This is a genomic window from Paenibacillus sp. FSL R7-0333, from assembly GCF_038000365.1.
Classification (GTDB): Bacteria; Bacillota; Bacilli; order Paenibacillales; family Paenibacillaceae; genus Paenibacillus_AQ; species Paenibacillus_AQ silagei.
In genome coordinates this window covers 632,897-657,219 of sequence record NZ_JBBOBZ010000001.1, presented here as the reverse complement: position 1 = coordinate 657,219, position 24,323 = coordinate 632,897, and the positions used below count along the sequence as shown (strand labels likewise).

The following is a 24,323-nucleotide window of genomic DNA, read 5'->3' as shown; positions in this document are numbered from 1 at the left end:
ATTTCCCAGAAATCAACCCGTTCCCCCGGCCGAAAATTCAAATTTATGCGGATACAGAGCATCCGGTATCTGTACAGCTCTTTTTTTGCTAAAATAGAAGGGTCGGCGCATTTCCGTGCAATCCTGGCGCCAGTCACTGAAACGGAGGCATTACCTGTGGATTATATTATTCTGGACATCGAATTCAACGGCCGCAAATTTGCCAGCGAGCATCCCATGGAGGTCATTGAGATCGGAGCGGTCCGGTTAGACGCTTCATTGCAGGTTAAGGATGAATTCTCAGCCTTAATCAGACCCATATACTTCTCCACCCTGAATTCATTCATCAAGAAAAAAACCGGCATCCCCCAAGAGGATATCGACGTCGCCAGCCGGTTCCCGAAGGTCATTACCGCCTTCAGAGCGTGGCTCGACCAGAGTGCTGACGGCGTGCTGCTCTTAACCTGGGGCGGCGAGGATATGAAGCGGATTATCCAGGATGTGCGGATGCACAAGATGGATGATGCCTACTGGATGGAGGCCACCTACTTCGATCTGCTTAAGGGCGTCCTGCGCGCCCGCGGCCTCAGTAACGACATCAGCGTCGAAGGGGCCATGGCCCTATTCGGCCTGGAGCCTTCCGGCTCCGCCCACCGCGCGCTGGACGATGCCAAGATGACGGCGGAGATCTTCCGCGCAGTCTTCAGCGAGCTGGACTTCGGCCGTTCCCAGCACTATGTCGATACCTTCTCGAACGCCAGGGAACGCAAGACGGTTAAGATCGCCATCAAAGCAATGACCGCCCAAAAAATCGTCCCCACCTGGGAGCTGGTCGCCGAGCATTACTTCCCTGCGGAGGATGCCTTGGCGGACCCCCGGAAGCTGGCAGAGCTTAAGGCGTATTTCACCGCCCAGCTTAGCAAGAAATAACCCCATATGCCCGCGCAGCAGCGGCAATCTCCCGAGGCATAGCCTGGGCGGTTGCCGCTGTTTGCTTTTCCAGCACACGGTTACCCGCCCTGCTGTCTGGTTATTATACAAATTAAGAGTTGACCTTGCCGTTACGTCAAAGTATACAGTTAGATCTGTAAGCGGCCGCTTACCCGGCGGGAACGCCTTGAACCCGTTCTCTGCTGTATACGCCAAGACAGATTGGAGGCAGATTGGACCATGGAATATACGGTGCAGAAGCTGGGGACACTCGCGGGAATCAGTGCACGGACCTTGCGGTATTACGATGAATTCGGCATTCTGAAGCCGGCCAGAATCAGCTCCTCGGGATACCGGATCTACGGCCAGGCTGAGGTAGACCTGTTGCAGCAGATTCTCTTCTACCGGGAACTGGGCCTCGGCCTGGAGGCGATCAGAGATATTGTCCATTCGCCCTCCTTCGACGGCGCCCGCGCCCTGCGTGAGCACCATGACCAGTTGCTTCAGCGGAGACAGCAGCTGGACCGGCTCATCGCGAACGTCGAGCAGACCATTGCACACACAGAAGGGAGAAGTATAATGAGCAATCAGGAGAAATTCGCAGGCTTCAAGCAGAAGCTGATTGACGATAACGAGCAGAAGTACGGCCAGGAGATCCGGGAGAAATACGGCGCGGAAGCTGTGGAGCAGTCGAACCGCAAGCTCAGCCATATGACAGAGGAGCAGTACGCTGACCTTCAGCAGCTTGAGGCTGATATGTTCGCATCACTGGAGCAGGCGATGGAGGAAGGCGACTCGGCAAGCGAACTGGCGCAAAAGGCCGCCGATCTGCACCGCCAGTGGCTCAGCTTCTATTGGGATACGTACACCAAGGAAGCCCATGCAGGCGTAGCCCAGATGTATGCCCAGGATGAGCGCTTCACCGCTTATTACGACCAGCGCCGCCCCGGCATGGCCGCGTTCCTGCGGGATGCAGTGCATGTGTATACTGGAGCGAAGCAGCAGCCGTAATAGTTTGGCATAGCAAAGAGGCAGCCGTTCAATCCGGCTGCCTCTCTTTTACATATCAATCATCATCCTCGTCGGAATCCGTATCGGTGTACACAACCTTGGCAGTATACGCATCGACACCTACTTCTGTCTTGACCTGCCCGTTCCTGACTTCAACCTCATAGACAGCTCCTCCATGGTCCCGGTCCAGATCAATCTCGGTGACCGTCCCCTTCACAGCAGCTTGAGCCACCTCAGCCGCCTTGCCTGCGGTAATCAGCTTGCCGCCTGAGGCCGGAGCTGCCTTATGAGAGTCATCATCGTCTGCATCCTTGCGCACGCTGATCACTTTTCCCGAATAGGCATCTACCCGGACATCTATCTCCTGCTTGGTTTGCTGAATTTCGATATCGTAAAACGTGCCGCTGGCCTTCTTCTCCAGATCGATGCTCTCCACCTGTCCCGGAGCTGCCTTCAAGGCAATCTGCTCGGCTTTGCTTACACTAATTAACGTTTTGCTCTGACTCTTCGCGGATGCGGCTGCTTCTGCCGTACTGCCCTTCAGCTCGCCTATACCATAAGCGCCTCCGAGAATAAGTGCTGCCGCCGTGATACTGCTCCATATCTTTATCTTTGTCTTCAATGTTAACGCCTCCTAAGTTCATTCTTCGCTGCTTCATGTAGTAACTATAACGCTACAATCTGAGAGAACAGCGGGAGCAACATTAGAATTCGCTGAGAAAAAAGTAAACAGATACCCTAGGAATCGTCCCCATCCGGCTCTTCCCAGGTCACAGACATAATATGACCCGAGATTGCGTTGACCTGAACTACGGCCTCACGCCCGTCTGAAGTATGAATCTCCACCAGGTAAAAAGCGCCCGCCGCATCGATTCCCGTATCCACATCGTCCAGCTTCCCCGGTACCTCAAGCAGAGCGAGCCTGACAGCCTCCGCTTCGGAGACTACGCTCTGCGCTGCCGGGGTAGGTGCTGGTGACGGGGTAGGTGCTGGTGACGGGGTAGGTGCTGGTGACGGGGTAGGTGCTGGTGACGGGGTAGCGTCAGCTCCGCCAGATGGAGCTGGAGTAGCGGCAGACGTAGGCTGCACCGCCGGTTCGTCCGCGCGCTTCAACAGCACGATGGAGAGAATCTCGCCGCTAACTCCGTCCAGCTTCAGCTCATACCGTCCCTGCTCCGTCTGAAGCACCGCTACATAAGCTCCGGCTTGCAGCTTCAGACTGTCTACCTTACCGGGATATTCGCTCAGCACAGCCAGCTCCGCCTGATCTCTGGATAACAGCGGCTCCGAATCCCTCCCGAATATCCGGAAGGCAACCCAAGCCAGCAGCAGGAAGACAACCATACCTATGACTGCCTTGTACATTTTGCTCTTGTCCCTTGGATGCTGGTTCATTGTCCACCTCCCCTGCGGTCCGCAGCCATGCGGATCGTCACCGAGGTTCCCAGGCCTACCGTACTATCCATGGACAGCTCCGCTCCGATCGCCCCCGCGATCTCTGCGGCTAGCGACAGCCCCAGGCCTGCCCCTCCGTTCTCACGGGTTCTCGCCTCATCCACTCTATAGAAACGGTCGAATATCTTCGGCAGCTCCTCCGGCGGAATTCCAATGCCGCGGTCGGTAATCACAATCATCCGTTCCTGCCCGGCAGCCTCAATACGCACGGTTATCTGCTCATCGCTGTATTTGCGGGCATTGTCCAGGAAGATGAACAGCAGCTGCCGGAGCTTCGCTTCATCGCTGTAGCCCTCAGCCGGCCCCTTGACCTGAACCGTGACCTCTCTCCCGTACGCATTATGAAAAGCCTTCGCCGAAGAACGCACCAGCTCCTCCAGATCCATCACCTTCAGCTCCAGATCCCACTGCTCCGGGTGCTTCGCCAGCAGCAGGAGCTGCTCCGTCATTTCCTTCATCCGCACAGCTTCGGAATGGATGGCCTCAACCGATTCATCGAACAGCTCCGGGTGATCCCGCCCTCTGCGCTTCAGCAGACTGGCATAGCTCTCAATAACCGTCAGCGGTGTGCGCAGCTCATGGGAGGCATCCGACACGAATTTCTCCTGCTTCACATAATTGCTCTCTAAGAGGCCTATCATGTCGTTGAAGGTATGCCCCATCTCCACCAGCTCATCCTTCGAGTGTGCTTTCAGCGGAAGCCTGCGGAATTTCCCGCTGCGCTGAATCTCCCGCATAGTCGCCGTCATTTGGACGATGGGCCGCATAATCAGGCCCGACAACAGGCGGCCGGAGAGCAGCAGCGGAAGCAGCACCGCAAGCGTAGCGCCTGCAAGGACCAGCCGCAGCACCCGCAAGGTATCCATCGTGCCCTCCAGACTTTTGGTCATCTGGACATTCAGGACGTTCCCGTCCGTCCAGATGACCGGAACGCTCACGAACGCATACAAGCGTCCGTCCACCCGGACCCGCTCCGCCTGCTTCCCGGGATGGTAGACCGGCTTCAGCCGGCTGATCTCCTGCCCCGAGGTTGAGGTGACCGGCGCCGGTCCGCCTCCGTCCACAGTGAGCAGCCGCAGCATTCCCTCCACCGGCACATATGCCCGGAGCAGCTCCGGTGCCGTTACCCCGTCTCCCGTTTTTTTCATCGCGGCAGCAATTCTGGCCGTCTCGGCAGATGCCTGCCCGAGCTGGCTGTCTAGTGACATCCGGCTGAACACGCCGTAGATGAACAGATTCATGAGAATAAGCAGCACGGCGAACAGCACGCTGGAATACAGATGAATGGTGCTCCGCAGCTTCATGGGGCATCCTTCAGCACATAACCAACGCCCCGCACGGTATGAATCAATTCAGACTGGTGGTCCAGCGTGATTTTCTTGCGGACATAGCGGATATAGACATCCACAATATTCGTATCGCCGTAATAATCGTATCCCCAGACGGCAGCCATGATCTGTTCCCTGTTCAGCACCTGGCGCTTATTCTTCAGCAGGTAGACCAGCAGGTCGAACTCCCGGGGAGTCAGCTCGATACTCCGGCCTGCCCGCTTCACCTCCCGCGTAGCTTCGTTCAGCTCCAGATCCTCTGCAATCAGCGGGTTGACGGCTTCCTCTCTCCTCTGCCCCGAGGCCAGCCGCAGCGCAGCACGGACACGCGCCAGCAGCTCCTCAATTTGAAACGGCTTCGTAATATAATCATTGGCCCCAAGGTCCAGGCCTGATACTTTATCCTCTACCGAGCTTTTGGCTGTAAGCAGCAGCACCGGCGTATCGGGATCACCCGCCCGGATTCGCCGCAGCAGCTCTATGCCGCTGAATCCAGGCAGCATCACATCCAGCAATAACAGATCCGGCTGCTGCTCCTGGTACATCTCCAGCCCCTGATGGCCGCTCCCGGCAATGGACACACGGTATCCCTCGCATTCCAGCTCAATCTGCAGCAGACGGGCAATTCTCACCTCATCCTCCACCACCAGAATCAATTCTGTCATCGGCGCTCCGCCCCTTCTACTTGGTTGCCTCCATTGTAGGGCATGGGCAGCTACAGTTTCAAACTCCGCCCGCTATTTGCTATCTCTCTCTATATGCAAAAGGGTGCTTCCACCGTAATACCGGCCGGAAACACCCCTATCCATCTTCATTTCTGCTGCGTCTGAACCAGCAGCCGCTACAAGCTGCGGTGCAGCAGCTCCAGCACACCGCGCAGCTCGGCGACTGCCACCTGCCCCGGTGCCGAAGGCTTATGCGCCGCACCGAAGGTCAGCGCCGAGCCGAAGATCTCCCCGGCCAGCCGGCTGATCACGCCCTCCCCGGCCATCGACATCGTAATGATCGGACGGTCCGCATACTGCTCCTGCATCCGGTTCGTCGCCGCCAGCAGGGTCAGCACATCGGCTGGTCCTTGCGGCATTACGGCAATCTTCGGCAGATCGCCGCCCAGCTCCTGCGCCCGGCACAGCCGGGAGACAATCTCATCCTCGGACGGCGTCCCGTCGAAATCATGATTCGAGAGAATCACGAACACCGCCTTTCCATGCGCTGCGGCAATCAGCTTGCGGACTTCCGCTTCCTCATGGAACAGCTCCACATCCACAATATCCACCAGTCCGCTCTCTACCGCAGCCAGGTTCAACTCGAAGTAATAGGCGGTGGAGATTTCCTTCTCCCCGCCCTCCCTGGCGCTGCGGAAGGTGAAGATCAATGGAATCTCCGGCAGCAGGCGCTGAATGTCTTCCAGCACCTGGGTTACGGCATTAATATCTTCCACCTCCGTGAAGAAATCACTGCGCCACTCCACCACATCCGGCGCCAGTGCGATTAGCGCCTCAGCTTCTTCACGCAGCTCCGTCCGCGTCGTTCCGACCAGCGGAACACAGATTTTGGGCATCCCTTCTCCGAGGGTTATATTCTTGACGGTTACTGTACCGCTCATCCTATCAGCTCCTTAGCGGACCCGGAGTCTCAGAGCTTCCTCTGACGCTCCCCGCTTAATTTGTCTATTATATAAAACGCACTTAAGGTTTGAACTGGAAGCTTGGTCGTCGCTGCGGTGAACATTTGGACTTCCGGCCGCTGCCCGTCAACAGATTTCTTAATTTAATCCGCTACTCGCGGTTGAAATCCGTTGATTAGCTGATGCTTACGATGCGAGCTTTCCTTCGGAAATCTTTCAGGCGGACGCTACCGCTCCTACAGTTTCAAATTTCCCCTCCGCTTCTTTTTGCTTTTCGTTAATTTCTTTAGTGTGTCTTATATATCATCATCTGCTTCCTCTATCTCACACACGAAATCTACTGGGATCTACAGGTCTTGTGGCTCCGCCTTAGCAGCTGACCGCAGGAACTGCTCCACCTCTTCAAGTCTGGGCAGAGAAGCAATCGCACCCGTCTTACCCACCGCCAGCGCACCCACTGCATTGGCGAAGCGGACCGCTTCCTCCAGCGTCCTGCCGCAGGTCAGCTGCCAGGCCAGCGCCCCGTTGAAGGAATCTCCGGCTGCCACTGTATCTACCGCCTGCACCGGGAACCCCTTTACATGCCGGCTTCCGGCAGCGTCCACGATTAGCGCCCCTTTGGAGCCCAGCGTTACAATGACGTGCCGGACCCCTTTTGACAGCATTATCCGGGCAGCACGCTCTGCATCCTCCACACTCTCCACAGCGATGCCGGCCAGAATCCCCGCCTCTGTCTCATTCGGAGTCAGGTAGGTAATATGGTGCAGCAGCTCATCGCTCAGCGGCTGGGCCGGAGCCGGATTAAGAATCACCGGAATCCCATGCCGGTACGCCAGGACTGCCGCAGCCTCGCACATCGCCAGATCCGTCTCCAGCTGCATCACCACGATCCCGGCTCCGCTGATCACTGTCTCAAGTGCTTCAATATCCTCCGGCTTCATCTCCACATTCGCGCCAGGCACTACGATGATCCGGTTCTCACCGGACCCGTCGACCACAATGGAAGCCACCCCTGTAGCCTGGGATTCACTCAGCGAGATATACTCGGTATGAACCCGCTCCTGCTCCATAATCTCCATCAGCCCGCTGCCAAAAGCATCCTTCCCCACTCTGCCGATCATCGTCACATCCGCGCCCAGTCTAGCCGCCGCAACGGCCTGATTCGCCCCTTTTCCGCCCGGAGACAGAGCGAACCCCTGACCGAACAGGGTCTCACCCGCCCCCGGTGCGCGCTCTGCCCGCACGACCATATCCATATTCAGACTTCCAATTACGACTATACTCAATCCTTTACACCACCACTTGGTTTATTGTTTGCTTTATGGTTTAGATGAAGCTTGTACATTTTTACTCCCCTTATCTTATGGCCTTCCGGCAGGTTTATCAAATTTTATTTATCGGCTCCGCAGGCAGCCAGTTGTCACCGAAACTCCGCTGTGCTTTTTAAGGATAAGTATGCTAGAATGATGGTGCAATCGCTTCCAGAGCCCGTCCTGCCTCATTGAGCAAACGTTTGCATCTTAGATACAGCCTGCAGCAACCCGTTATTATCTAAATCGCATTTAGGAGGCTTATCACGTGAGCGAGAACCACTTACCGTCAGTAGCTTATTTCAGCATGGAGTATGGACTGCATTCCGATTTCAAAATGTACGCTGGAGGCCTGGGCATTCTGGCCGGAGATTACATCAAGGGCGCGCAGGATATCGGGGCACCCATCATCCCCATCGGACTCAAATGGAAACAGGGCTACACGGACCAGAAGATTGATGCGGACGGCAACCCCTACGACTCTTACCACAACTATGTGTACGACTTCCTGGAAGATACGGGTGTCAAGGTCACGGTAAAAGTCAGAAAGACCGATGTGGTCTGCAAAGTGTGGAGAACCGACCATTTCGGTAACCGTCCGCTCTATTTGCTCGACACCGATATCCCGGAGAACAGTGATGCCTGGATTACCGGCCAGCTCTACGGCTGGTTCGGGGAGGAGCGAATTGCCCAGGAGATCGTTCTTGGCATCGGCGGCGTCAAAGCCATGCGCGCTCTAGGAATAAAGATCGATGTCTATCACTTCAACGAGGGACATGCGGCGCTCGCTGCAATCGAGCTGATCCGGGAGAAGATGTCCGGCGGCAGTACCTTTGAAGAAGCCTGGAAGGCTACACGGGAAGAGGTTGTGTTCACTACACATACACCGATCAAGGAAGGCAACGAGACACATCCGCTGGATCGTCTGGAATACATGGGAGCCTTCAACAGCCTAACCCGCGCCCAGATGGAGCGGATCGGCGGAGAGCCGTTCAACATGACAGTTGCCGGTCTGCGGCTGTCGAGAATCTCGAATGCAGTGGCTCAGCTTCATGCCGACACCGCGAACACCATGTGGAAGGAAGTCGCCGGCAGATCCGAGATCATCGGCATCACCAATGCGATTCACACCCCTACCTGGGTAGATGAGCGGATGACCCGTGCTTTTGAGGAGGGCGGCGACCTGTGGGCCGTCCACAAGGAGATCAAGCAGGAGCTGATCAGCTTTATTGAAGAACGCTCCGGCATCGCCCTGAATCCAGAGCATCTGCTGATCGGGTTCTCCCGCCGCGCCGCTCCCTACAAGCGCAGTGACTTGATTTTCTCCCGGCCGGATATTATAGAGCCGTACCTGGAGAGCGGCAAGATTCAGATTGTCTTCTCCGGCAAGGCGCACCCGCTGGACGACAACGGCAAGCGGATCGTCAGCAACCTTGTAGCCATGATGCGCAAATATCCGAAGAGCGTAGTCTTCCTGGAGAACTACGATATGACCATCGGAGCCCAGCTGACCCGCGGCTCTGACATCTGGCTGAATAATCCGCGCAGACCGCTCGAAGCCAGCGGAACCTCCGGGATGAAGGCCGCCATGAACGGCGTCCTGAACTGTTCCATCCTGGACGGCTGGTGGCCGGAAGCCTGCATCGACGGCGAGAACGGCTGGCAGATCGGCGGCGGCTTCGAGACTACCGACTTTGCGGTGCTTGACCAGCATGACAGCGATGCACTGTACGAGACCCTTCTGAACCGCGTCCTCCCGGTTTTCTATGAGGATCAGGCGAAGTGGGTGCAGATGATGCACCGCAGCATCGAGACCACCCGCACCGAGTTCGCCACCAAGCGCATGCTGGATGAATACTATAACCGTATGTATATCCCAAGCTAACTTACGGTAGTTTTTGCTCCTGTCACCCGCATCCAGTTGCTGCTGCTCCGTTACTGTTCACGAATCCCCCCTCCTGTCCGCTGCTGCGGGCGGGAGTTTTTTAGGCCCTCCTGACATTTCCCATACCGCTACTTGTAGCTTCATCCGGCCTCATTATGCCCATCTTCCCGCTGCTCTTAATGGAGCTTTATTTCTCACCCGCAGACCATCGCTCATATCATGAATCTATCTTCTCCCGCATACACTTAATTATAATAATTATAAAAAAAGATTGATTTTATTTAAATTCTTGCTATTATAATATTTATACTTAATCTAAAATCAAATCCTATACGAGGTGATTGTGTTCATGACCACAAACAATAACAACAAGCTAACGACAAGCTGGGGCGCCCCCGTAGGTGACAACCAGAATTCAATGACCGCCGGTGCCCGTGGCCCCGTGCTGCTGCAGGATATCCATCTGCTGGAGAAGCTGGCCCACTTTAACCGTGAACGTGTGCCTGAGCGTGTCGTTCATGCCAAAGGCGCCGGTGCCCATGGTTATTTTGAAGTCACCAATGATCTCTCCCAATATACGAAGGCTGCCTTCTTGTCGGGGGTCGGCAAACGCACCCCGATGTTCATCCGTTTCTCTACCGTAGCCGGGGAGCTGGGTTCATCCGATACTGTGCGCGATCCGCGCGGCTTTGCTGTGAAATTCTACACTGAGGAAGGCAACTACGACCTGGTCGGCAATAACACGCCTGTCTTTTTCATCCGTGATGCCATCAAGTTCCCTGACTTTATCCATACCCAGAAGCGCCATCCGCAGACCCATCTGAAGAACCCGAATGCCGTCTGGGACTTCTGGTCCCTCTCCCCCGAGTCTCTGCACCAGGTGACGATTCTGATGTCCGACCGCGGCATCCCGGCTACTCTCCGCCATATGCATGGCTTCGGCAGCCATACGTTCAAGTGGGTGAATGCTGAAGGCGCAGCCGTCTGGGTGAAATATCACTTCAAGACAGAGCAGGGCGTCAAGAACCTCGATGTTAAGCTGGCAGCACAGCTAGCCGGGGAGAACCCGGATTATCATACAGCGGATTTGTTCAACGCCATTGATACTGGAGACTTCCCGGCCTGGAGGCTGCATGTGCAGATTATGCCTGTGGAGGATGCCGACACCTACCGCTTCGATCCGTTTGATGTCACCAAGGTGTGGTCGCAGAAGGATTATCCGTTGATTGAGGTAGGCCGCATGGTGCTGGACCGCAATCCTGAGAATTACTTCGCCGAAGTGGAGCAGGCTACCTTTTCCCCCGGCTCGTTCGTTCCAGGCATAGAAGCTTCTCCAGATAAAATGCTTCAGGGCCGCCTGTTCGCATACGGGGATGCCCACCGCTACCGGGTAGGAGCGAACCATAACCACCTGCCGATTAACCGGCCTATCGCAGAGGTCAACAATAATCAGCGCGACGGCGCGATGAATGCTACGAATAACGGGGGAGGCTCCGTCTACTACGAGCCCAACAGCGCCGGCGGGGCAACCGAGTCAGCGCCGCATAAAGCGGCTGCTTTTGAAGTCTCCGGCCAGGCAGACAGCGTGTCTTATGACCATGACGATCACTACACTCAGCCGGGTGACCTGTACCGTCTGCTCAGTGAAGAGGAGCGTGCCCGGCTCGTGAGCAATATTGTCGGCGCGATGACTCCAGTGGAGTCCGAGGAGATCAAGCTCCGCCAGATTGGCCACTTCTACAAAGCCGATCCGGAGTTTGGCCGGCGAATTGCAGAAGGACTGGGTTTGGCTGTAACAGAGTAACCTCTATCCACAGCAAAGAAGGGATAAGCATCGTCGCTTACCCCTTTTTTGCATGATATGCAGTTTATATTTCCAGATTCATGAGACAGAGAGATTTTAGACTAGTGGCCTGCTCCGTGATTGTTAATAGAGATATTGCCAGAGGATGCGGATAAGTGGCCGCCTGCGCTTGCCGTTGTTACCACTACGCTTGCACTAATCAGCAATACGGCTGTTAATAACGAGATCGCCTTTTTCATCTTTTAAAAACTCCCTCTCTAAGATATTTTTCATTACATTTTGATAAGATTCTTGTTGTTCTGCGGTCGCATGGCTTCGGATATGTTCATAAAACGACACAATCTTCCTAAAGCCTGTCCCGTCATAAAGTTTACTACTTATTACCAAAATATAGAGAGTCAGATTAATTGCATCATGAATTTTCTCCCTTTTATACAAATAAATTGCACTAAGATGCATGTAGTCTATGTAGTATCTGATATCTTCCTGCTTCTCTCTGCAGCTTAGTTCCTTCAATGGCTCATTGAATTCATCCAGTACCCAGTCGATAGAAAAGTTGTACTTAATGGCCGATTCCAGCACAGTAATCAAGCAGGCAAGCAGTTCCTCCTGGTCCCCTGTGCGAATGAATTCAACATAATCAGGGAGTACTTCAACCTTTCCTTCCAGCAGATCAATGACGAAGGTGTTGGCAATCGCAATGTTCCTGTAGTATTCCACTTCTACGGCAGCTTCCTGATCCACATCCGTGATCCAGCTCAAATCCGAATACAAACCTATACACTTTCTTGATTCAGCGAGGTTACCGAGCTTTTGATAGGCAATCCCCTTCATGCACGCACTGTAACCGAGATAATACGCTATATTTTTTTTCAAATAATACTTCTTTGCACCCTGTCGATGGGAGCCGTAGGTTAGAACTGCAAGTTCAAAGAGCTTGTCTGAAATCTCGAGAATTGCCGTCCAGTTCTCCCATGAGAACGAGACTTTAAGCATGTCTGTCAAAGAGTCTTCATTCATCCCATCCAGTTCCAGCAATTTCTATCTTGCCTCCTATCATTCCATTATATTCCAATAATAACCTGCTTCACCGCTCCGGTCAATTCATTCCCGACATATATATCTCTAAAAAAGCCTTTATTCTCCAGTTGAGCTATTCAATCTAACCTTTTCGACATTTTTATTCCATATTATGTAATAATGTAGTCTGCGGCTACTGCTGATACACATCCAGCCACTGCTCCAGTTGCTCTTTCAAGCGCTCCCTGGCCGACTCCGGCTCTAGAATCTCAGCATTCGGGCCATACTGCAGAATCCACTTGATGAACTCCTTCTCATTGTTAACCGTGACCTCGAACAGCAGCGTTCCATCGCATTCTTCGCTCATCCGCGGCTGTACGAACAGCTCCTCTTCCTTAATGTAACGCGCCACCTCCGGATCGAACCGTACCTTGAACGTGACATTCCGGGTCCCCCGGTTGATCGACCAGGTATTTTTCAGATATTTTTTAATATTGAAATTTCCCTTATCAAAAGTGGAAGCCGTCATCTCGACCTGCTCAAACCGGCTGATCCGGAACGTACGAATTGCGCCCTTCAGATGGCAATAACCAATCAGATAAAAGCGCTGATCCCGCGGGATCAGATAATAAGGATCAATCTTCCGCGCTGTAGTGGCGTTGCGTGACTGCGAGTGATATACCGTCCGGATGCTGCGCTGCTCCAGAATGGCTCCAATAAGCGGCTGCAGGAAGTTCCGGCTCTCCTTGCGGTAGGCCGGGGTACCCATTTGAATAATATCCGCGATATTCTCCAGCAGGCCATTCTGCCGCGATTTCTCCTTCAGATGAGTCCCCATCACCTTGTCATAAGCAGAATGAAAACCCGGCGGGATTCTATCCGGATTCAGCACAGAAGGCAGCAAAGAGAACGCCAGCGACTCCTGCTCCGAGAAATCCAGCGGATATAAAAAGAATTTACCCATGAACCGGTAGCCCGTGCCTCTTCCCTCATTCGTAACCGGTGCAAAGTGGCTGATCACCTCAAGATCCCTGTAGATCGTTCTAATATTCACCTCGCACCTAAAGGCCAAGTCTGCTGCGGTAATCCCCGGGTTCGACTGAATGGCGTTAATGATTCTGAAAATCCGTATTACTTTGTCTGTCATAACAAATGCTCCTCAGCTTCCAAGTAAGTGTTGCCTATGATCCAATAGTCCAATAGTTATACTATATCAGTTCTATAGAAACATAACGCCCTCCCATACTATTGCAACATCCGGGCCCTTACAACAAAATCACCCTAGCGGGTGAATGATACTACTGGTGCCTCTATACCACTCGTATACGAAGCTCACTTTTCTCCATCTCCCTGACTTCTGACGGCCATTTGACAGCTACAGCCCTTAGCGCTCTGGCTCACAGATACTCTGCTTTCTATGTGTTCGGTTTTTCGATTACATTCGGTCATTCACCTTCCCTCCATCACATTGTGTTCCGTTTTTCGCATACATTTCCAAATAGCAAAAAAAGTCCGCCTTCCCCATAGGGATGACAGACTCACGTGATACAGATATAAGCGGGTGATGGGAATCGAACCCACGCTATCAGCTTGGAAGGCTGAAGTTCTACCATTGAACTACACCCGCATAGGTGAAATGAAATATCGGGATGACACGATTTGAACATGCGACCCCCTGGTCCCAAACCAGGTGCTCTACCAAGCTGAGCTACATCCCGTTAATAAAAATGGCGCGCCCTGAGAGATTCGAACTCCCGGCCTTTTGATTCGTAGTCAAACGCTCTATCCAGCTGAGCTAAGGGCGCAAAATCTATATGGAGCGGACGACGGGAATCGAACCCGCGACCCTCGCCTTGGCAAGGCGATGCTCTACCGCTGAGCCACGTCCGCAAAAACATGGTGCGCGTGAAGGGACTTGAACCCCCACGTCGTGAAACGCCAGATCCTAAGTCTGGTGCGTCTGCCATTCCGCCACACGCGCACACGTTACAAGAAAATGGTGAGCCATGAAGGACTCGAACCTTCGACACCCTGATTAAAAGTCAGGTGCTCTACCAACTGAGCTAATGGCTCTCATAAGAGAAACAATCCAAAAAAGATGGCTGGGGATATAGGAATCGAACCTATGAATGACGGAGTCAAAGTCCGTTGCCTTACCGCTTGGCTAATCCCCAATATTATAATTAGCAAAATACTACGGAATCGGATGGATACTCTATACTTCGAGATATAGGATGCTCAATCCAGGGATTTCTCATCCCTTACGCCATTAAAATGGCGGAACAGGGCGGGATACTCTTCACTCCGTTACGAGATTGCGAAGTATTCCTTACGATGCCTATGCTTCAACGAACCCAGGGATTTCTCATCCCTTACGCCACTAAAATGGCGGAACCGACGGGATTCGAACCCGCGATCTCCTGCGTGACAGGCAGGCATGTTAGGCCAACTACACCACGGTTCCAGAATAAAAGGTTTTGGGGCCCCCGGAAAGTATTCGGAATATGCTACAGAGCATCTCTTCACTTTGTGGGGATTGGTTGCGGGGGCAGGATTTGAACCTGCGGCCTTCGGGTTATGAGCCCGACGAGCTACCGGGCTGCTCCACCCCGCGTCATTGAATAAAATCTATTCGGTTAAAGATAGATGGTGGAGGCTGAGGGGTTCGAACCCCCGACCCTCTGCTTGTAAGGCAGATGCTCTCCCAGCTGAGCTAAGCCTCCATATATGACTCGTATGGGATTCGAACCCATGTTACCTCCGTGAAAGGGAGGTGTCTTAACCCCTTGACCAACGAGCCATGCTGTGTAAAAAGTATTGCTACGGAGAGAGAGGGATACTCTTCACTTCGTTACGAGATTGAGATGTAGTGCTATCGAAGCTTAGGCTCCAACGAACCACTGAGGGTTCTCATCCCTATTCAGGGAAGTAACGCTACGGAGAGAGAGGGATTCGAACCCTCGAGACGCTTGTGGCGCCTACACGATTTCCAATCGTGCTCCTTCGGCCAAACTCGGACACCTCTCCATATGGCTCCCCGAACAGGACTCGAACCTGTGACAACTCGATTAACAGTCGAGTGCTCTACCAACTGAGCTATCAGGGAATATGTAACCAATTAGGACAAAAAAAATACCACAATGTGTGTGGATGGTCCGCTTGGCGGCGTCCTACTCTCCCAGGACCCTTCGGTCCAAGTACCATCGGCGCTGGAGGGCTTAACGGTCGTGTTCGGGATGGGTACGTGTGGAACCCCTCCGCTATCGCCACCAAACGGGCATTTACAGCGTAAATGCTTCAGGAATTTGATTCCTGAAAACTGAATCCGAAACGAATCTGCGTGTTAGAAATTTGGATAAGCCCTCGACCGATTAGTATTGGTCAGCTCCATGCATTGCTGCACTTCCACCTCCAACCTATCTACCTCGTCGTCTTCAAGGGGTCTTACTGACTTGGGAAATCTCATCTTGAGGGGGGCTTCACGCTTAGATGCTTTCAGCGCTTATCCCGTCCGTACGTAGCTACTCAGCCATGCTCCTGGCGGAACAACTGATGCACCAGCGGTACGTCCATCCCGGTCCTCTCGTACTAAGGACAGCTCCTCTCAAATTTCCTGCGCCCACGACAGATAGGGACCGAACTGTCTCACGACGTTCTGAACCCAGCTCGCGTACCGCTTTAATGGGCGAACAGCCCAACCCTTGGGACCTACTTCAGCCCCAGGATGCGATGAGCCGACATCGAGGTGCCAAACCTCCCCGTCGATGTGGACTCTTGGGGGAGATAAGCCTGTTATCCCCAGGGTAGCTTTTATCCGTTGAGCGATGGCCCTTCCATGCGGTACCACCGGATCACTAAGTCCGACTTTCGTCCCTGCTCGACTTGTAGGTCTCGCAGTCAAGCTCCCTTATGCCTTTGCACTCTGCGAATGATTTCCAACCATTCTGAGGGAACCTTTGAACGCCTCCGTTACTCTTTAGGAGGCGACCGCCCCAGTCAAACTGCCCGCCTGACACGGTCCCCGTACCCGCTAAGGGCACTAGGTTAGAACCTAGATACGATCAGGGTGGTATCCCAACGGCGCCTCCGCAGAAGCTTGCGCTCCTGCCTCCACGGCTCCCACCTATCCTGTACAGATCGTACCCAAATTCAATATCAAGCTGCAGTAAAGCTCCATGGGGTCTTTCCGTCTTGTCGCGGGTAACCTGCATCTTCACAGGTATTAAAATTTCACCGGATCTCTCGTTGAGACAGCGCCCAAGTCGTTACGCCATTCGTGCGGGTCAGAATTTACCTGACAAGGAATTTCGCTACCTTAGGACCGTTATAGTTACGGCCGCCGTTTACTGGGGCTTCGGTTCACAGCTTCGGGTTTAACCCCTAACCGCTCCCCTTAACCTTCCAGCACCGGGCAGGCGTCAGCCCGTATACTTCGCCTTACGGCTTCGCACAGACCTGTGTTTTTGCTAAACAGTCGCTTGGGCCTTTTCACTGCGGCCCCCTCGGGCTATTCACCCTACCGAGGCACCCCTTCTCCCGAAGTTACGGGGTCATTTTGCCGAGTTCCTTAACGAGAGTTCTTCCGCGCGCCTTAGAATTCTCTTCTCGCCTACCTGTGTCGGTTTGCGGTACGGGCACCTTCTCCTGACTAGAGGCTTTTCTTGGCAGTGTGAGATCATGACCTTCGCTACTACAATTTTCGCTCCCCATCACAGCCCAGCCTTAACGATGTGCGGATTTGCCTACACACCAGCCTCACTGCTTAGACGGACATCCATCAGTCCGCGTCACTACCCTCCTGCGTCACCCCATCGCTCATAGCGGATTACGGTGGTACAGTAATTTCAAACTGTTGTCCTTCGACTACGCCTGTCGGCCTCGCCTTAGGTCCCGACTTACCCTGAGCGGACGAGCCTTCCTCAGGAAACCTTGGGCTTTCGGCGGATCAGATTCTCACTGATCTTTTCGTTACTCATACCGGCATTCTCACTTGTATACTCTCCAGCGCTCCTTACGGTACACCTTCAACGTATATACAACGCTCCCCTACCCCAGATACAAAGTATCTAGCCATAGCTTCGGTGGTGTGTTTAGCCCCGTTACATTTTCGGCGCAGAGTCACTCGACCAGTGAGCTATTACGCACTCTTTCAATGGTGGCTGCTTCTAAGCCAACATCCTGGTTGTCTGTGCAACTCCACATCCTTTCCCACTTAACACACACTTGGGGACCTTAGCTGATGGTCTGGGCTGTTTCCCTTTTGACAATGGATCTTAGCACTCACTGTCTGACTCCCGGCAAGAAGTAAATGGCATTCGGAGTTTGACTGAGCTTGGTAACCCTTGCGGGCCCCGCACCCAATCAGTGCTCTACCTCCACCACTCCATTCACCGAGGCTAGCCCTAAAGCTATTTCGGGGAGAACCAGCTATCTCCGAGTTCGATTGGAATTTCTCCGCTACCCCCACCTCATCCCCGCATTTTTCAACATGCGTGGGTTCGGGCCTCCAGTGCGTGTTACCGCACCTTCACCCTGGACAGGGGTAGATCACACGGTTTCGGGTCTACGTCCACATACTTAGTCGCCCTATTCAGACTCGCTTTCGCTGCGGCTCCGGCTTCTCACCTTAACCTTGCATGTTAAACGTAACTCGCCGGTTCATTCTACAAAAGGCACGCCATCACCCATAAAAAGGGCTCTGACTTTTTGTAAGCACACGGTTTCAGGTTCTATTTCACTCCCCTTCCGGGGTGCTTTTCACCTTTCCCTCACGGTACTGTTTCACTATCGGTCGCCAGGTAGTATTTAGCCTTAGCAGATGGTCCTGCTGGATTCATACGGGGTTTCACGTGCCCCGCACTACTCGGGATCCGTCTCGGAGAGAACACAGTTTAGGCTACAGGGCTTTTACCTCTATCGCGGGCCTTTCCAGACCTCTTCACCTACCATATTCCTTTGTAACTCCATGTGAGACGTCCCACAACCCCAAGAGGCAAGCCCCTTGGTTTAGGCTGTTCCGCGTTCGCTCGCCGCTACTGACGGAATCACTATTGTTTTCTCTTCCTCAGGGTACTTAGATGTTTCAGTTCCCCTGGTCTGCCTCTGCGTATCCTATGTATTCAGATACGAGTAACTGCGAATTACCACAGCTGGGTTTCCCCATTCGGACACCCCCGGATCAAAGCTTGCTTACAGCTCCCCGAGGCAGTTTCGTTGTTCGCCACGTCCTTCGTCGGCTCCTGGCGCCTAGGCATCCTCCGTGTGCTCTTAGTAGCTTAACCAACGTTCCGGCATTTGGCTTGTTTGCACAATCCAAAACCTTCACTTTGTAGCAACTAATAACTATTTCCACTTGCTTACACAAGTTTCAGCTAAAAGATGTTCTAAAACGCAAATTCGTTTCGGTATCCAGTTTTCAAGGATCAAGTTTCTTACTTGAGAGTTTGAGCTCTCAAAACTGACCAACGAGTGAGTAACTAGCCGACCGGCTAGATTTAAGATTTGAATGTCACCGTTGCAGGTGACGATTCTCCATAGAAAGGAGGTGATCCAGCCGCACCTTCCGATACGGCTACCTTGTTACGACTTCACCCCAATCATCTACCCCACCTTCGGCGGCTGGCTCCCTTGCGGGTTACCCCACCGACTTCGGGTGTTGTAAACTCTCGTGGTGTGACGGGCGGTGTGTACAAGACCCGGGAACGTATTCACCGCGGCATGCTGATCCGCGATTACTAGCAATTCCGACTTCATGCAGGCGAGTTGCAGCCTGCAATCCGAACTGAGACCGGCTTTGCTGGGATTGGCTCCACCTCGCGGCTTCGCTTCCCGTTGTACCGGCCATTGTAGTACGTGTGTAGCCCAGGTCATAAGGGGCATGATGATTTGACGTCATCCCCACCTTCCTCCGGTTTGTCACCGGCAGTCACTCTAGAGTGCCCAGCTCAACCTGCTGGCAACTAAAGTCAAGGGTTGCGCTCGTTGCGGGACTTAACCCAACATCTCACGACACGAGCTGACGACAACCATGCACCACCTGTCTCAACTTTCCCCGAAGGGCACCTGATGCATCTCTGCTTCGTTAGTTGGATGTCAAGACCTGGTAAGGTTCTTCGCGTTGCTTCGAATTAAACCACATACTCCACTGCTTGTGCGGGTCCCCGTCAATTCCTTTGAGTTTCAGTCTTGCGACCGTACTCCCCAGGCGGAGTGCTTACTGTGTTAACTTCGGCACCAAGGGTATCGAAACCCCTAACACCTAGCACTCATCGTTTACGGCGTGGACTACCAGGGTATCTAATCCTGTTTGCTCCCCACGCTTTCGCGCCTCAGCGTCAGTTACAGCCCAGAAAGTCGCCTTCGCCACTGGTGTTCCTCCACATATCTACGCATTTCACCGCTACACGTGGAATTCCACTTTCCTCTTCTGTACTCAAGTCACCCAGTTTCCAGTGCGACCTCAGGTTGAGCCCAAGGTTTAAACACCAGACTTAAATAACCGCCTGCGCGCGCTTTACGCCCAATAATTCCGGACAACGCTTGCCCCCTACGTATTACCGCGGCTGCTGGCACGTAGTTAGCCGGGGCTTTCTTCTCAGGTACCGTCACTCCGGTAGCAGTTACTCTACCGGACGTTCTTCCCTGGCAACAGAGCTTTACGATCCGAAAACCTTCATCACTCACGCGGCATTGCTCCGTCAGGCTTGCGCCCATTGCGGAAGATTCCCTACTGCTGCCTCCCGTAGGAGTCTGGGCCGTGTCTCAGTCCCAGTGTGGCCGTTCACCCTCTCAGGTCGGCTACGCATCGTCGCCTTGGTGGGCCGTTACCCCACCAACTAGCTAATGCGCCGCAGGCCCATCCCCAAGCAGCAGATTGCTCCGCCTTTCATTCTTCTCTCAGGAGAAAAAAGAAATTATCCGGTATTAGCTACCGTTTCCGGTAGTTATCCCAGGCTTGAGGGCAGGTTGCCTACGTGTTACTCACCCGTCCGCCGCTAAGTTTGAAAGGAAGCAAGCTTCCTCTCAAACTCCGCTCGACTTGCATGTATTAGGCATGCCGCCAGCGTTCGTCCTGAGCCAGGATCAAACTCTCCAAATTGGTATTTAGAAAGAGCGATTGCTCATTTTGAAACATCTGACGAGAATTTACATTCTCTAATTTTGGATCTCACCGAAGTGATTTCCAGATACTCACTCGTTGTTCAGTTTTCAAAGATCAAGCTCGTTGTTAGTAGCGATGTTATCGTCACCAGCAACTCTTATAATATATCACATCCAGCCGATCAATGCAAGCTCTTTTTTCAACTTCTTTTCTAGCGAACACTTGATGTTTCGCGGCCAGAAATAGAATATATCACGGATAGAGATTCATTACAAGCATTATTTTATAACCATCATCTTAGAATGATATTAGCCGCAAATGGACAGAATAACCGAATATCTAAACGTATGCTTGGAAGCCTCAAGCCTACGTTATCTAACCTTCTAGGGGGATTGTTATGGACACTCATGAATTCGTGGAGAAGTTCCAGGAGAATCAGCGTAAAGCGCTAAAGAACAGAAAACGCGGTAAAGGAACTCCCGGAGCAAGACTGGCCAATAAACAGCATAGCTCTAACAAATAACGGTGACAAAACAAAGCAGGGATGTCTGCGCGGCCAGTTACGGCTCTGCGGACATCCCTTTTGCATTCTATTCTATAGAAGCAGTAGTAATTATTTACTTAGTTTCGTTACGCCTACAGCCACTTTCTCAATTTGTGCTTTGCTAAGAGCTTTGTCAGCGGAGCTGATGGTTACAAAACGGTCTGCGAGCTTGAAGGTCAGCATTGGCGTATCTGAAGGAGTGTACCATTTCGCTTCTGTTCCATTGGAGAGCTTCACTGTACTACTGTCATAACCATCGGAATAGTCACGCGGTGAGACATTTACACGCATTTTATTGAACAGGAAGCTTACGCCGTCATCGCCGCCTGCAACCTTCTGGAAGGCATCTCCGCTGACCATCTGCGTCGGAGCATAGGCAGTTTCAAAGCCTTGGAAGTTCGCAAACGCCTTAGCAATCTGCTCCTTCTGCGCTGCACTGTACTGTACGGCCGTCAGCTTCACAGATGAACCATTATCAGGCGCTGTGGCCCCTGTTCCAGTCCCAAGGATAACTTCATTCGTGGAGGCATTGAATGTCACCGGCACCTTCAGTGCATCTGCCATCGCCCGGACCGGAAGATACGTTGTATCCTTATAAGTGATTGGCGCCATCGTTTTGCCGTTGTTATCGACTGGGGTATAGGCCGCTCCGTTCACTTTGAACCCGATTCCGTGATTAAGATAAGCGCTGATCTTCTGCATATTCGTTCCTGCGTAGACCCCTGCTGAACCTGTAACGGCCATTCCGAATACCATCGTTGCTATGATCATTTTTTTGCTTTTCATTGAATATCGTCTCCCTTAGTTGTGATGTTGTTGTGTGTGTTCCTTGCTATAGACTTATTAAACCATTAACTTGTTTCTAACTTGTATCCGGATTGTAAAGAAGTAATTCAAATGCTCACCCCATACACCTCTGTGTACAAAACATCTCTGAAATGGAGGAACTCCTTCATCGTCACCGGCTCCGGGTAGGTCATAATGCGCAGCGGAAGATCGGCTTGCCCCGTACGCAACGGCGGCTGCATATAGTCATAGGGATTCAGGTAAAAGCCCAGCCGCTCATAGAATCCGATTCTTCTCTGCTCCAGCTCCCCGTCCGGCGGCTCAACCTCAAGCAGCACCAGCTTGCTCGAACGCATAAGGTAGCTGCTCATCAGCTTGCGGCCGATCCCTCCGCTCCGGCGCTTGGGATTCACGGCAATATGCTCGATGAACCGCAGTTCGGGTAATTCCCATGCCGCCAGAAAAGCCAGTATCTGCCCCTCCGTATCCTTGCTGGTATACAGATGATAATTCGGCTGATCCAGCAAAGCCTGCTGCCCGCTGCGGGTTCTAAGCTCACTTACCGGAAAAGAGGCTTCCATGATAGCGAATATTCCATTGAATTCTGCTTCACTAATACTTCCTTCATTAATAAATGTCTCATCGATCACTGTGTTCTCGTCCATTGCAATGGCCTGCTTTCTGCCGCTTCGCTGCGCGAAGGACTCTAATGTATGGTTCCCTTATCCGGTTAAAAATACCTTCAGGGATTCTGTACGCATCAAGATGCTTCAAAATAAAGACTGTCACAGAACATTCTCCGCTTCCCTATGTGCCGATTAGCATCTGGTACTAGGAGAACGTGCTATACTGTAGTCAACAGATACATCATCACACTTATATAGGAGAGGTTCATTTGGATAATCAACGTTGGATCGCACCTGAATTCTACAATCTCACTTCGGAAATGGAGCAGCATCCTGAAGATAAGCTTGCAATTAAATGGTTACATGAAAATGGGAGCCTGGAGCAAATCACCTATGGTGCGCTCATGGCTCAGGCTAACCGTCTCGCCGGCGGACTGGCCGGTCTCGGACTTACGCAAGGCGACCGGGTCCTGGTCATGGTCCCCCGCCGCATCATCGCCTATGCGATATATCTGGCCTGCCTGAAGCTGGGACTGGCTGTTATTCCTTCGTCTGAAATGCTGCGGGCGAAGGATCTCTCGTACCGGCTGCGCCATTCCGAAGCGCGGGCTGTTATTGTCTGGTCTGAGGTTACCGGAGAAGTGAACAAAATCTCCGACGATCTGCCCGCACTGGACTACCGCTTGTCCGTCTCCAGCGGTGAGGCTGAGGCTGAAGAAGGCTGGATTGACCTGGAAGGTCTAATGGAAGGACAAGCTGATTCTTACCCTACGGTTGCCAGCCGCCGCGATGATATCGCCATTCTGGCCTATACCTCCGGAACCACCGGCAATCCCAAAGCAGTAGTTCACACGCATGGCTGGGGATATGCCCATCTGCGGATCACTTCCTCTCTCTGGTTCGATATCCGTGAATCAGATACGGTCTGGGCTACAGCTGCACCGGGCTGGCAGAAGTGGATCTGGAGTCCATTCCTGACGGTACTCGGCAACGGGGCAACTGGCTTCGTCTATAACGGAGCCTTCCATCCGGAGCGCTACCTGCAGCTGCTGCAAGACGAGAAGATCCGGGTATTATGCTGCACTCCGACTGAATACCGCCTGATGGCGAAGACCGAAGGTCTTGCAGAATACGACCTGTCCAATCTGCGCTGCGCTGTATCCGCCGGTGAGCCGCTGAATCAGGAAGTTATTCATACATTCCAGCAACACTTCAATATTACAATCCGTGACGGCTACGGACAAACGGAGAGCACACTCATCATCGCAGCGCTGAAGGATGAACCGATCCGGGTCGGCTCCATGGGCAAATCGATTGCTCCGGGCATTGTCGAGGTGATCGACGAGGCTGGACATCCGCTGCCGGCCGGAGTGGTCGGTGATATCGCCGTACATCTGAGCATGCCTGCATTGTTCCAGAACTACTACAAAGACCCTGAGCGCAAAGCGAACTGCTCGCATGGAGAATATTTTGTAACCGGCGACCGGGCGCGCAAGGATGAGGACGGCTATTTCTGGTTCGAGGGGCGCGGCGATGACATCATCATCAGCTCGGGCTACACGATCGGGCCGTTCGAGGTCGAAGAGGCGCTGATGAAGCATACCCTCGTTAAGGAATGTGCCGTGGTCGCAAGCCCGGATGAGATCCGCGGGTCAGTCGTCAAAGCTTTTATCGTACTCAAGGACGGCCATGCCGGAACACCGGAGCTGACCAAAGAGCTGCAAGCCCATGTCAAGGAGCAGACCGCTCCCTACAAGTATCCGCGAAAAATCGAATACATTACAGATCTGCCGAAGACCACTTCCGGGAAGATCCGCAGAATCGAGCTGCGTGAGCATGAGAAGAAGGCTAACCAGTAGCAGAAGCTCTTCAGTCAAGGGAGTACTACAAGCAGGTAGCTCTCCCCACCAGCTTAGA

Annotated in this window: 16 protein-coding genes, 13 tRNA genes and 3 rRNA genes; 6 read left to right on the top strand and 26 right to left on the bottom strand. The window is 53.1% G+C overall.

The annotated features are described in order from the left end of the window. Nucleotides 1-156 precede the first annotated feature (156 nt). Nucleotides 157-909 (top strand): 3'-5' exonuclease, encoded by a 753-nt coding sequence (locus MKY86_RS02780; protein WP_036731217.1) that lies wholly within the window; start codon nucleotides 157-159, stop codon nucleotides 907-909. Nucleotides 910-1,149: 240 nt separating this feature from the next. Continuing rightward, nucleotides 1,150-1,920, top strand: coding sequence for a MerR family transcriptional regulator (locus tag MKY86_RS02775; RefSeq protein WP_076078829.1), 771 nt, complete (start codon nucleotides 1,150-1,152; stop codon nucleotides 1,918-1,920). 55 nt (nucleotides 1,921-1,975) lie between these two features. Here the strand turns inward: MKY86_RS02775 and MKY86_RS02770 are convergent, their stop codons facing one another. From MKY86_RS02770 to rbsK, 6 genes are all read right to left on the bottom strand, one after another. Continuing rightward, entirely contained in the window at nucleotides 1,976-2,542 is a 567-nt protein-coding gene (locus MKY86_RS02770; protein ID WP_076078827.1) for a PepSY domain-containing protein, read from the bottom strand. A gap of 116 nt (nucleotides 2,543-2,658) precedes the next feature. Further along, nucleotides 2,659-3,315, bottom strand: coding sequence for a PepSY domain-containing protein (locus MKY86_RS02765; RefSeq protein WP_076078826.1), 657 nt, complete (start codon nucleotides 3,313-3,315; stop codon nucleotides 2,659-2,661). Then, the gene (locus MKY86_RS02760) at nucleotides 3,312-4,679 is read right to left on the bottom strand and encodes a sensor histidine kinase (RefSeq protein WP_076078824.1); all 1,368 of its coding nucleotides are present in this window, start codon (nucleotides 4,677-4,679) and stop codon (nucleotides 3,312-3,314) included. The genes MKY86_RS02765 and MKY86_RS02760 overlap by 4 nt, the downstream gene beginning before the upstream one ends. After that, on the bottom strand, nucleotides 4,676-5,368 hold the full coding sequence (locus MKY86_RS02755) for a response regulator transcription factor (protein ID WP_076078822.1): 693 nt from the start codon (nucleotides 5,366-5,368) through the stop codon (nucleotides 4,676-4,678). The genes MKY86_RS02760 and MKY86_RS02755 overlap by 4 nt, the downstream gene beginning before the upstream one ends. 176 nt (nucleotides 5,369-5,544) lie before the next feature. Further along, nucleotides 5,545-6,309, bottom strand: a complete 765-nt coding sequence (gene aroD, locus MKY86_RS02750; protein WP_076078821.1) for a type I 3-dehydroquinate dehydratase — start codon at nucleotides 6,307-6,309, stop codon at nucleotides 5,545-5,547. 368 nt (nucleotides 6,310-6,677) lie between these two features. After that, nucleotides 6,678-7,616 (bottom strand): ribokinase, encoded by a 939-nt coding sequence (rbsK, locus tag MKY86_RS02745; RefSeq protein WP_076078819.1) that lies wholly within the window; start codon nucleotides 7,614-7,616, stop codon nucleotides 6,678-6,680. Nucleotides 7,617-7,908: 292 nt separating this feature from the next. Here rbsK and glgP point away from each other — a divergent pair, with 292 nt between their 5' ends. Both glgP and katA read left to right on the top strand, forming a co-directional pair. Next, the gene (gene glgP / locus MKY86_RS02740; RefSeq protein ID WP_076078818.1) at nucleotides 7,909-9,525 is read left to right on the top strand and encodes an alpha-glucan family phosphorylase; all 1,617 of its coding nucleotides are present in this window, start codon (nucleotides 7,909-7,911) and stop codon (nucleotides 9,523-9,525) included. A 349-nt stretch (nucleotides 9,526-9,874) separates the two neighbouring features. Beyond that, nucleotides 9,875-11,329: a catalase KatA gene (katA, locus tag MKY86_RS02735; protein ID WP_076078809.1), complete on the top strand. Its 1,455-nt coding sequence runs from the start codon at nucleotides 9,875-9,877 to the stop codon at nucleotides 11,327-11,329. Nucleotides 11,330-11,524: 195 nt separating this feature from the next. Here katA and MKY86_RS02730 read toward each other — a convergent pair whose 3' ends face one another. The 18 genes from MKY86_RS02730 to MKY86_RS02645 form a co-directional block, all read right to left on the bottom strand. Further along, nucleotides 11,525-12,367, bottom strand: coding sequence for a hypothetical protein (locus tag MKY86_RS02730; protein ID WP_051478491.1), 843 nt, complete (start codon nucleotides 12,365-12,367; stop codon nucleotides 11,525-11,527). A 175-nt stretch (nucleotides 12,368-12,542) separates the two neighbouring features. Continuing rightward, nucleotides 12,543-13,496 (bottom strand): helix-turn-helix transcriptional regulator, encoded by a 954-nt coding sequence (locus MKY86_RS02725; RefSeq protein WP_036731198.1) that lies wholly within the window; start codon nucleotides 13,494-13,496, stop codon nucleotides 12,543-12,545. A 409-nt stretch (nucleotides 13,497-13,905) separates the two neighbouring features. Continuing rightward, nucleotides 13,906-13,976, bottom strand: a tRNA-Gly gene (locus MKY86_RS02720). 17 nt (nucleotides 13,977-13,993) lie between these two features. Further along, nucleotides 13,994-14,067: transfer RNA gene (locus MKY86_RS02715), tRNA-Pro, on the bottom strand. Between the two features lie 10 nt (nucleotides 14,068-14,077). After that, nucleotides 14,078-14,154 (bottom strand) — tRNA-Arg (locus MKY86_RS02710). A 10-nt stretch (nucleotides 14,155-14,164) separates the two neighbouring features. Then, nucleotides 14,165-14,239 (bottom strand) — tRNA-Gly (locus MKY86_RS02705). 7 nt (nucleotides 14,240-14,246) lie between these two features. Continuing rightward, nucleotides 14,247-14,330, bottom strand: a tRNA-Leu gene (locus MKY86_RS02700). A 16-nt stretch (nucleotides 14,331-14,346) separates the two neighbouring features. Next, nucleotides 14,347-14,422: transfer RNA gene (locus MKY86_RS02695), tRNA-Lys, on the bottom strand. A gap of 26 nt (nucleotides 14,423-14,448) precedes the next feature. Beyond that, nucleotides 14,449-14,523 (bottom strand) — tRNA-Gln (locus tag MKY86_RS02690). Between the two features lie 212 nt (nucleotides 14,524-14,735). Beyond that, nucleotides 14,736-14,813 (bottom strand) — tRNA-Asp (locus MKY86_RS02685). A 73-nt stretch (nucleotides 14,814-14,886) separates the two neighbouring features. Beyond that, a tRNA-Met gene (locus MKY86_RS02680) sits at nucleotides 14,887-14,963 on the bottom strand. A 33-nt stretch (nucleotides 14,964-14,996) separates the two neighbouring features. Then, nucleotides 14,997-15,072, bottom strand: a tRNA-Val gene (locus MKY86_RS02675). A 5-nt stretch (nucleotides 15,073-15,077) separates the two neighbouring features. Beyond that, nucleotides 15,078-15,149 (bottom strand) — tRNA-Glu (locus MKY86_RS02670). Nucleotides 15,150-15,286: 137 nt separating this feature from the next. Continuing rightward, nucleotides 15,287-15,376: transfer RNA gene (locus MKY86_RS02665), tRNA-Ser, on the bottom strand. A gap of 3 nt (nucleotides 15,377-15,379) precedes the next feature. Further along, nucleotides 15,380-15,455: transfer RNA gene (locus MKY86_RS02660), tRNA-Asn, on the bottom strand. 51 nt (nucleotides 15,456-15,506) lie between these two features. After that, nucleotides 15,507-15,623, bottom strand: a 5S ribosomal RNA gene (gene rrf / locus MKY86_RS02655). 77 nt (nucleotides 15,624-15,700) lie between these two features. Continuing rightward, nucleotides 15,701-18,630: ribosomal RNA gene (locus tag MKY86_RS02650) — 23S ribosomal RNA — on the bottom strand. A 256-nt stretch (nucleotides 18,631-18,886) separates the two neighbouring features. Continuing rightward, nucleotides 18,887-20,447: ribosomal RNA gene (locus MKY86_RS02645) — 16S ribosomal RNA — on the bottom strand. Together the 16S, 23S and 5S rRNA genes with 13 tRNA genes alongside form the textbook arrangement of a ribosomal RNA operon. 400 nt (nucleotides 20,448-20,847) lie before the next feature. On the opposite strand from MKY86_RS02645, the gene MKY86_RS02640 reads away from it, so the two are divergent. Next, nucleotides 20,848-20,973 (top strand): DUF4023 family protein, encoded by a 126-nt coding sequence (locus MKY86_RS02640; protein WP_076081926.1) that lies wholly within the window; start codon nucleotides 20,848-20,850, stop codon nucleotides 20,971-20,973. A 90-nt stretch (nucleotides 20,974-21,063) separates the two neighbouring features. Here the strand turns inward: MKY86_RS02640 and MKY86_RS02635 are convergent, their stop codons facing one another. Beyond that, nucleotides 21,064-21,780 (bottom strand): hypothetical protein, encoded by a 717-nt coding sequence (locus MKY86_RS02635; protein ID WP_076081927.1) that lies wholly within the window; start codon nucleotides 21,778-21,780, stop codon nucleotides 21,064-21,066. Nucleotides 21,781-21,887: 107 nt separating this feature from the next. Continuing rightward, nucleotides 21,888-22,445 carry a GNAT family N-acetyltransferase gene (locus MKY86_RS02630; protein ID WP_340825996.1) on the bottom strand — a complete coding sequence of 186 codons (558 nt, stop codon included), beginning with the start codon at nucleotides 22,443-22,445 and terminating at the stop codon, nucleotides 21,888-21,890. A 281-nt stretch (nucleotides 22,446-22,726) separates the two neighbouring features. Here MKY86_RS02630 and MKY86_RS02625 point away from each other — a divergent pair, with 281 nt between their 5' ends. Next, nucleotides 22,727-24,265 (top strand): acyl-CoA synthetase, encoded by a 1,539-nt coding sequence (locus MKY86_RS02625; protein WP_076081974.1) that lies wholly within the window; start codon nucleotides 22,727-22,729, stop codon nucleotides 24,263-24,265. Nucleotides 24,266-24,323: the final 58 nt, after the last annotated feature.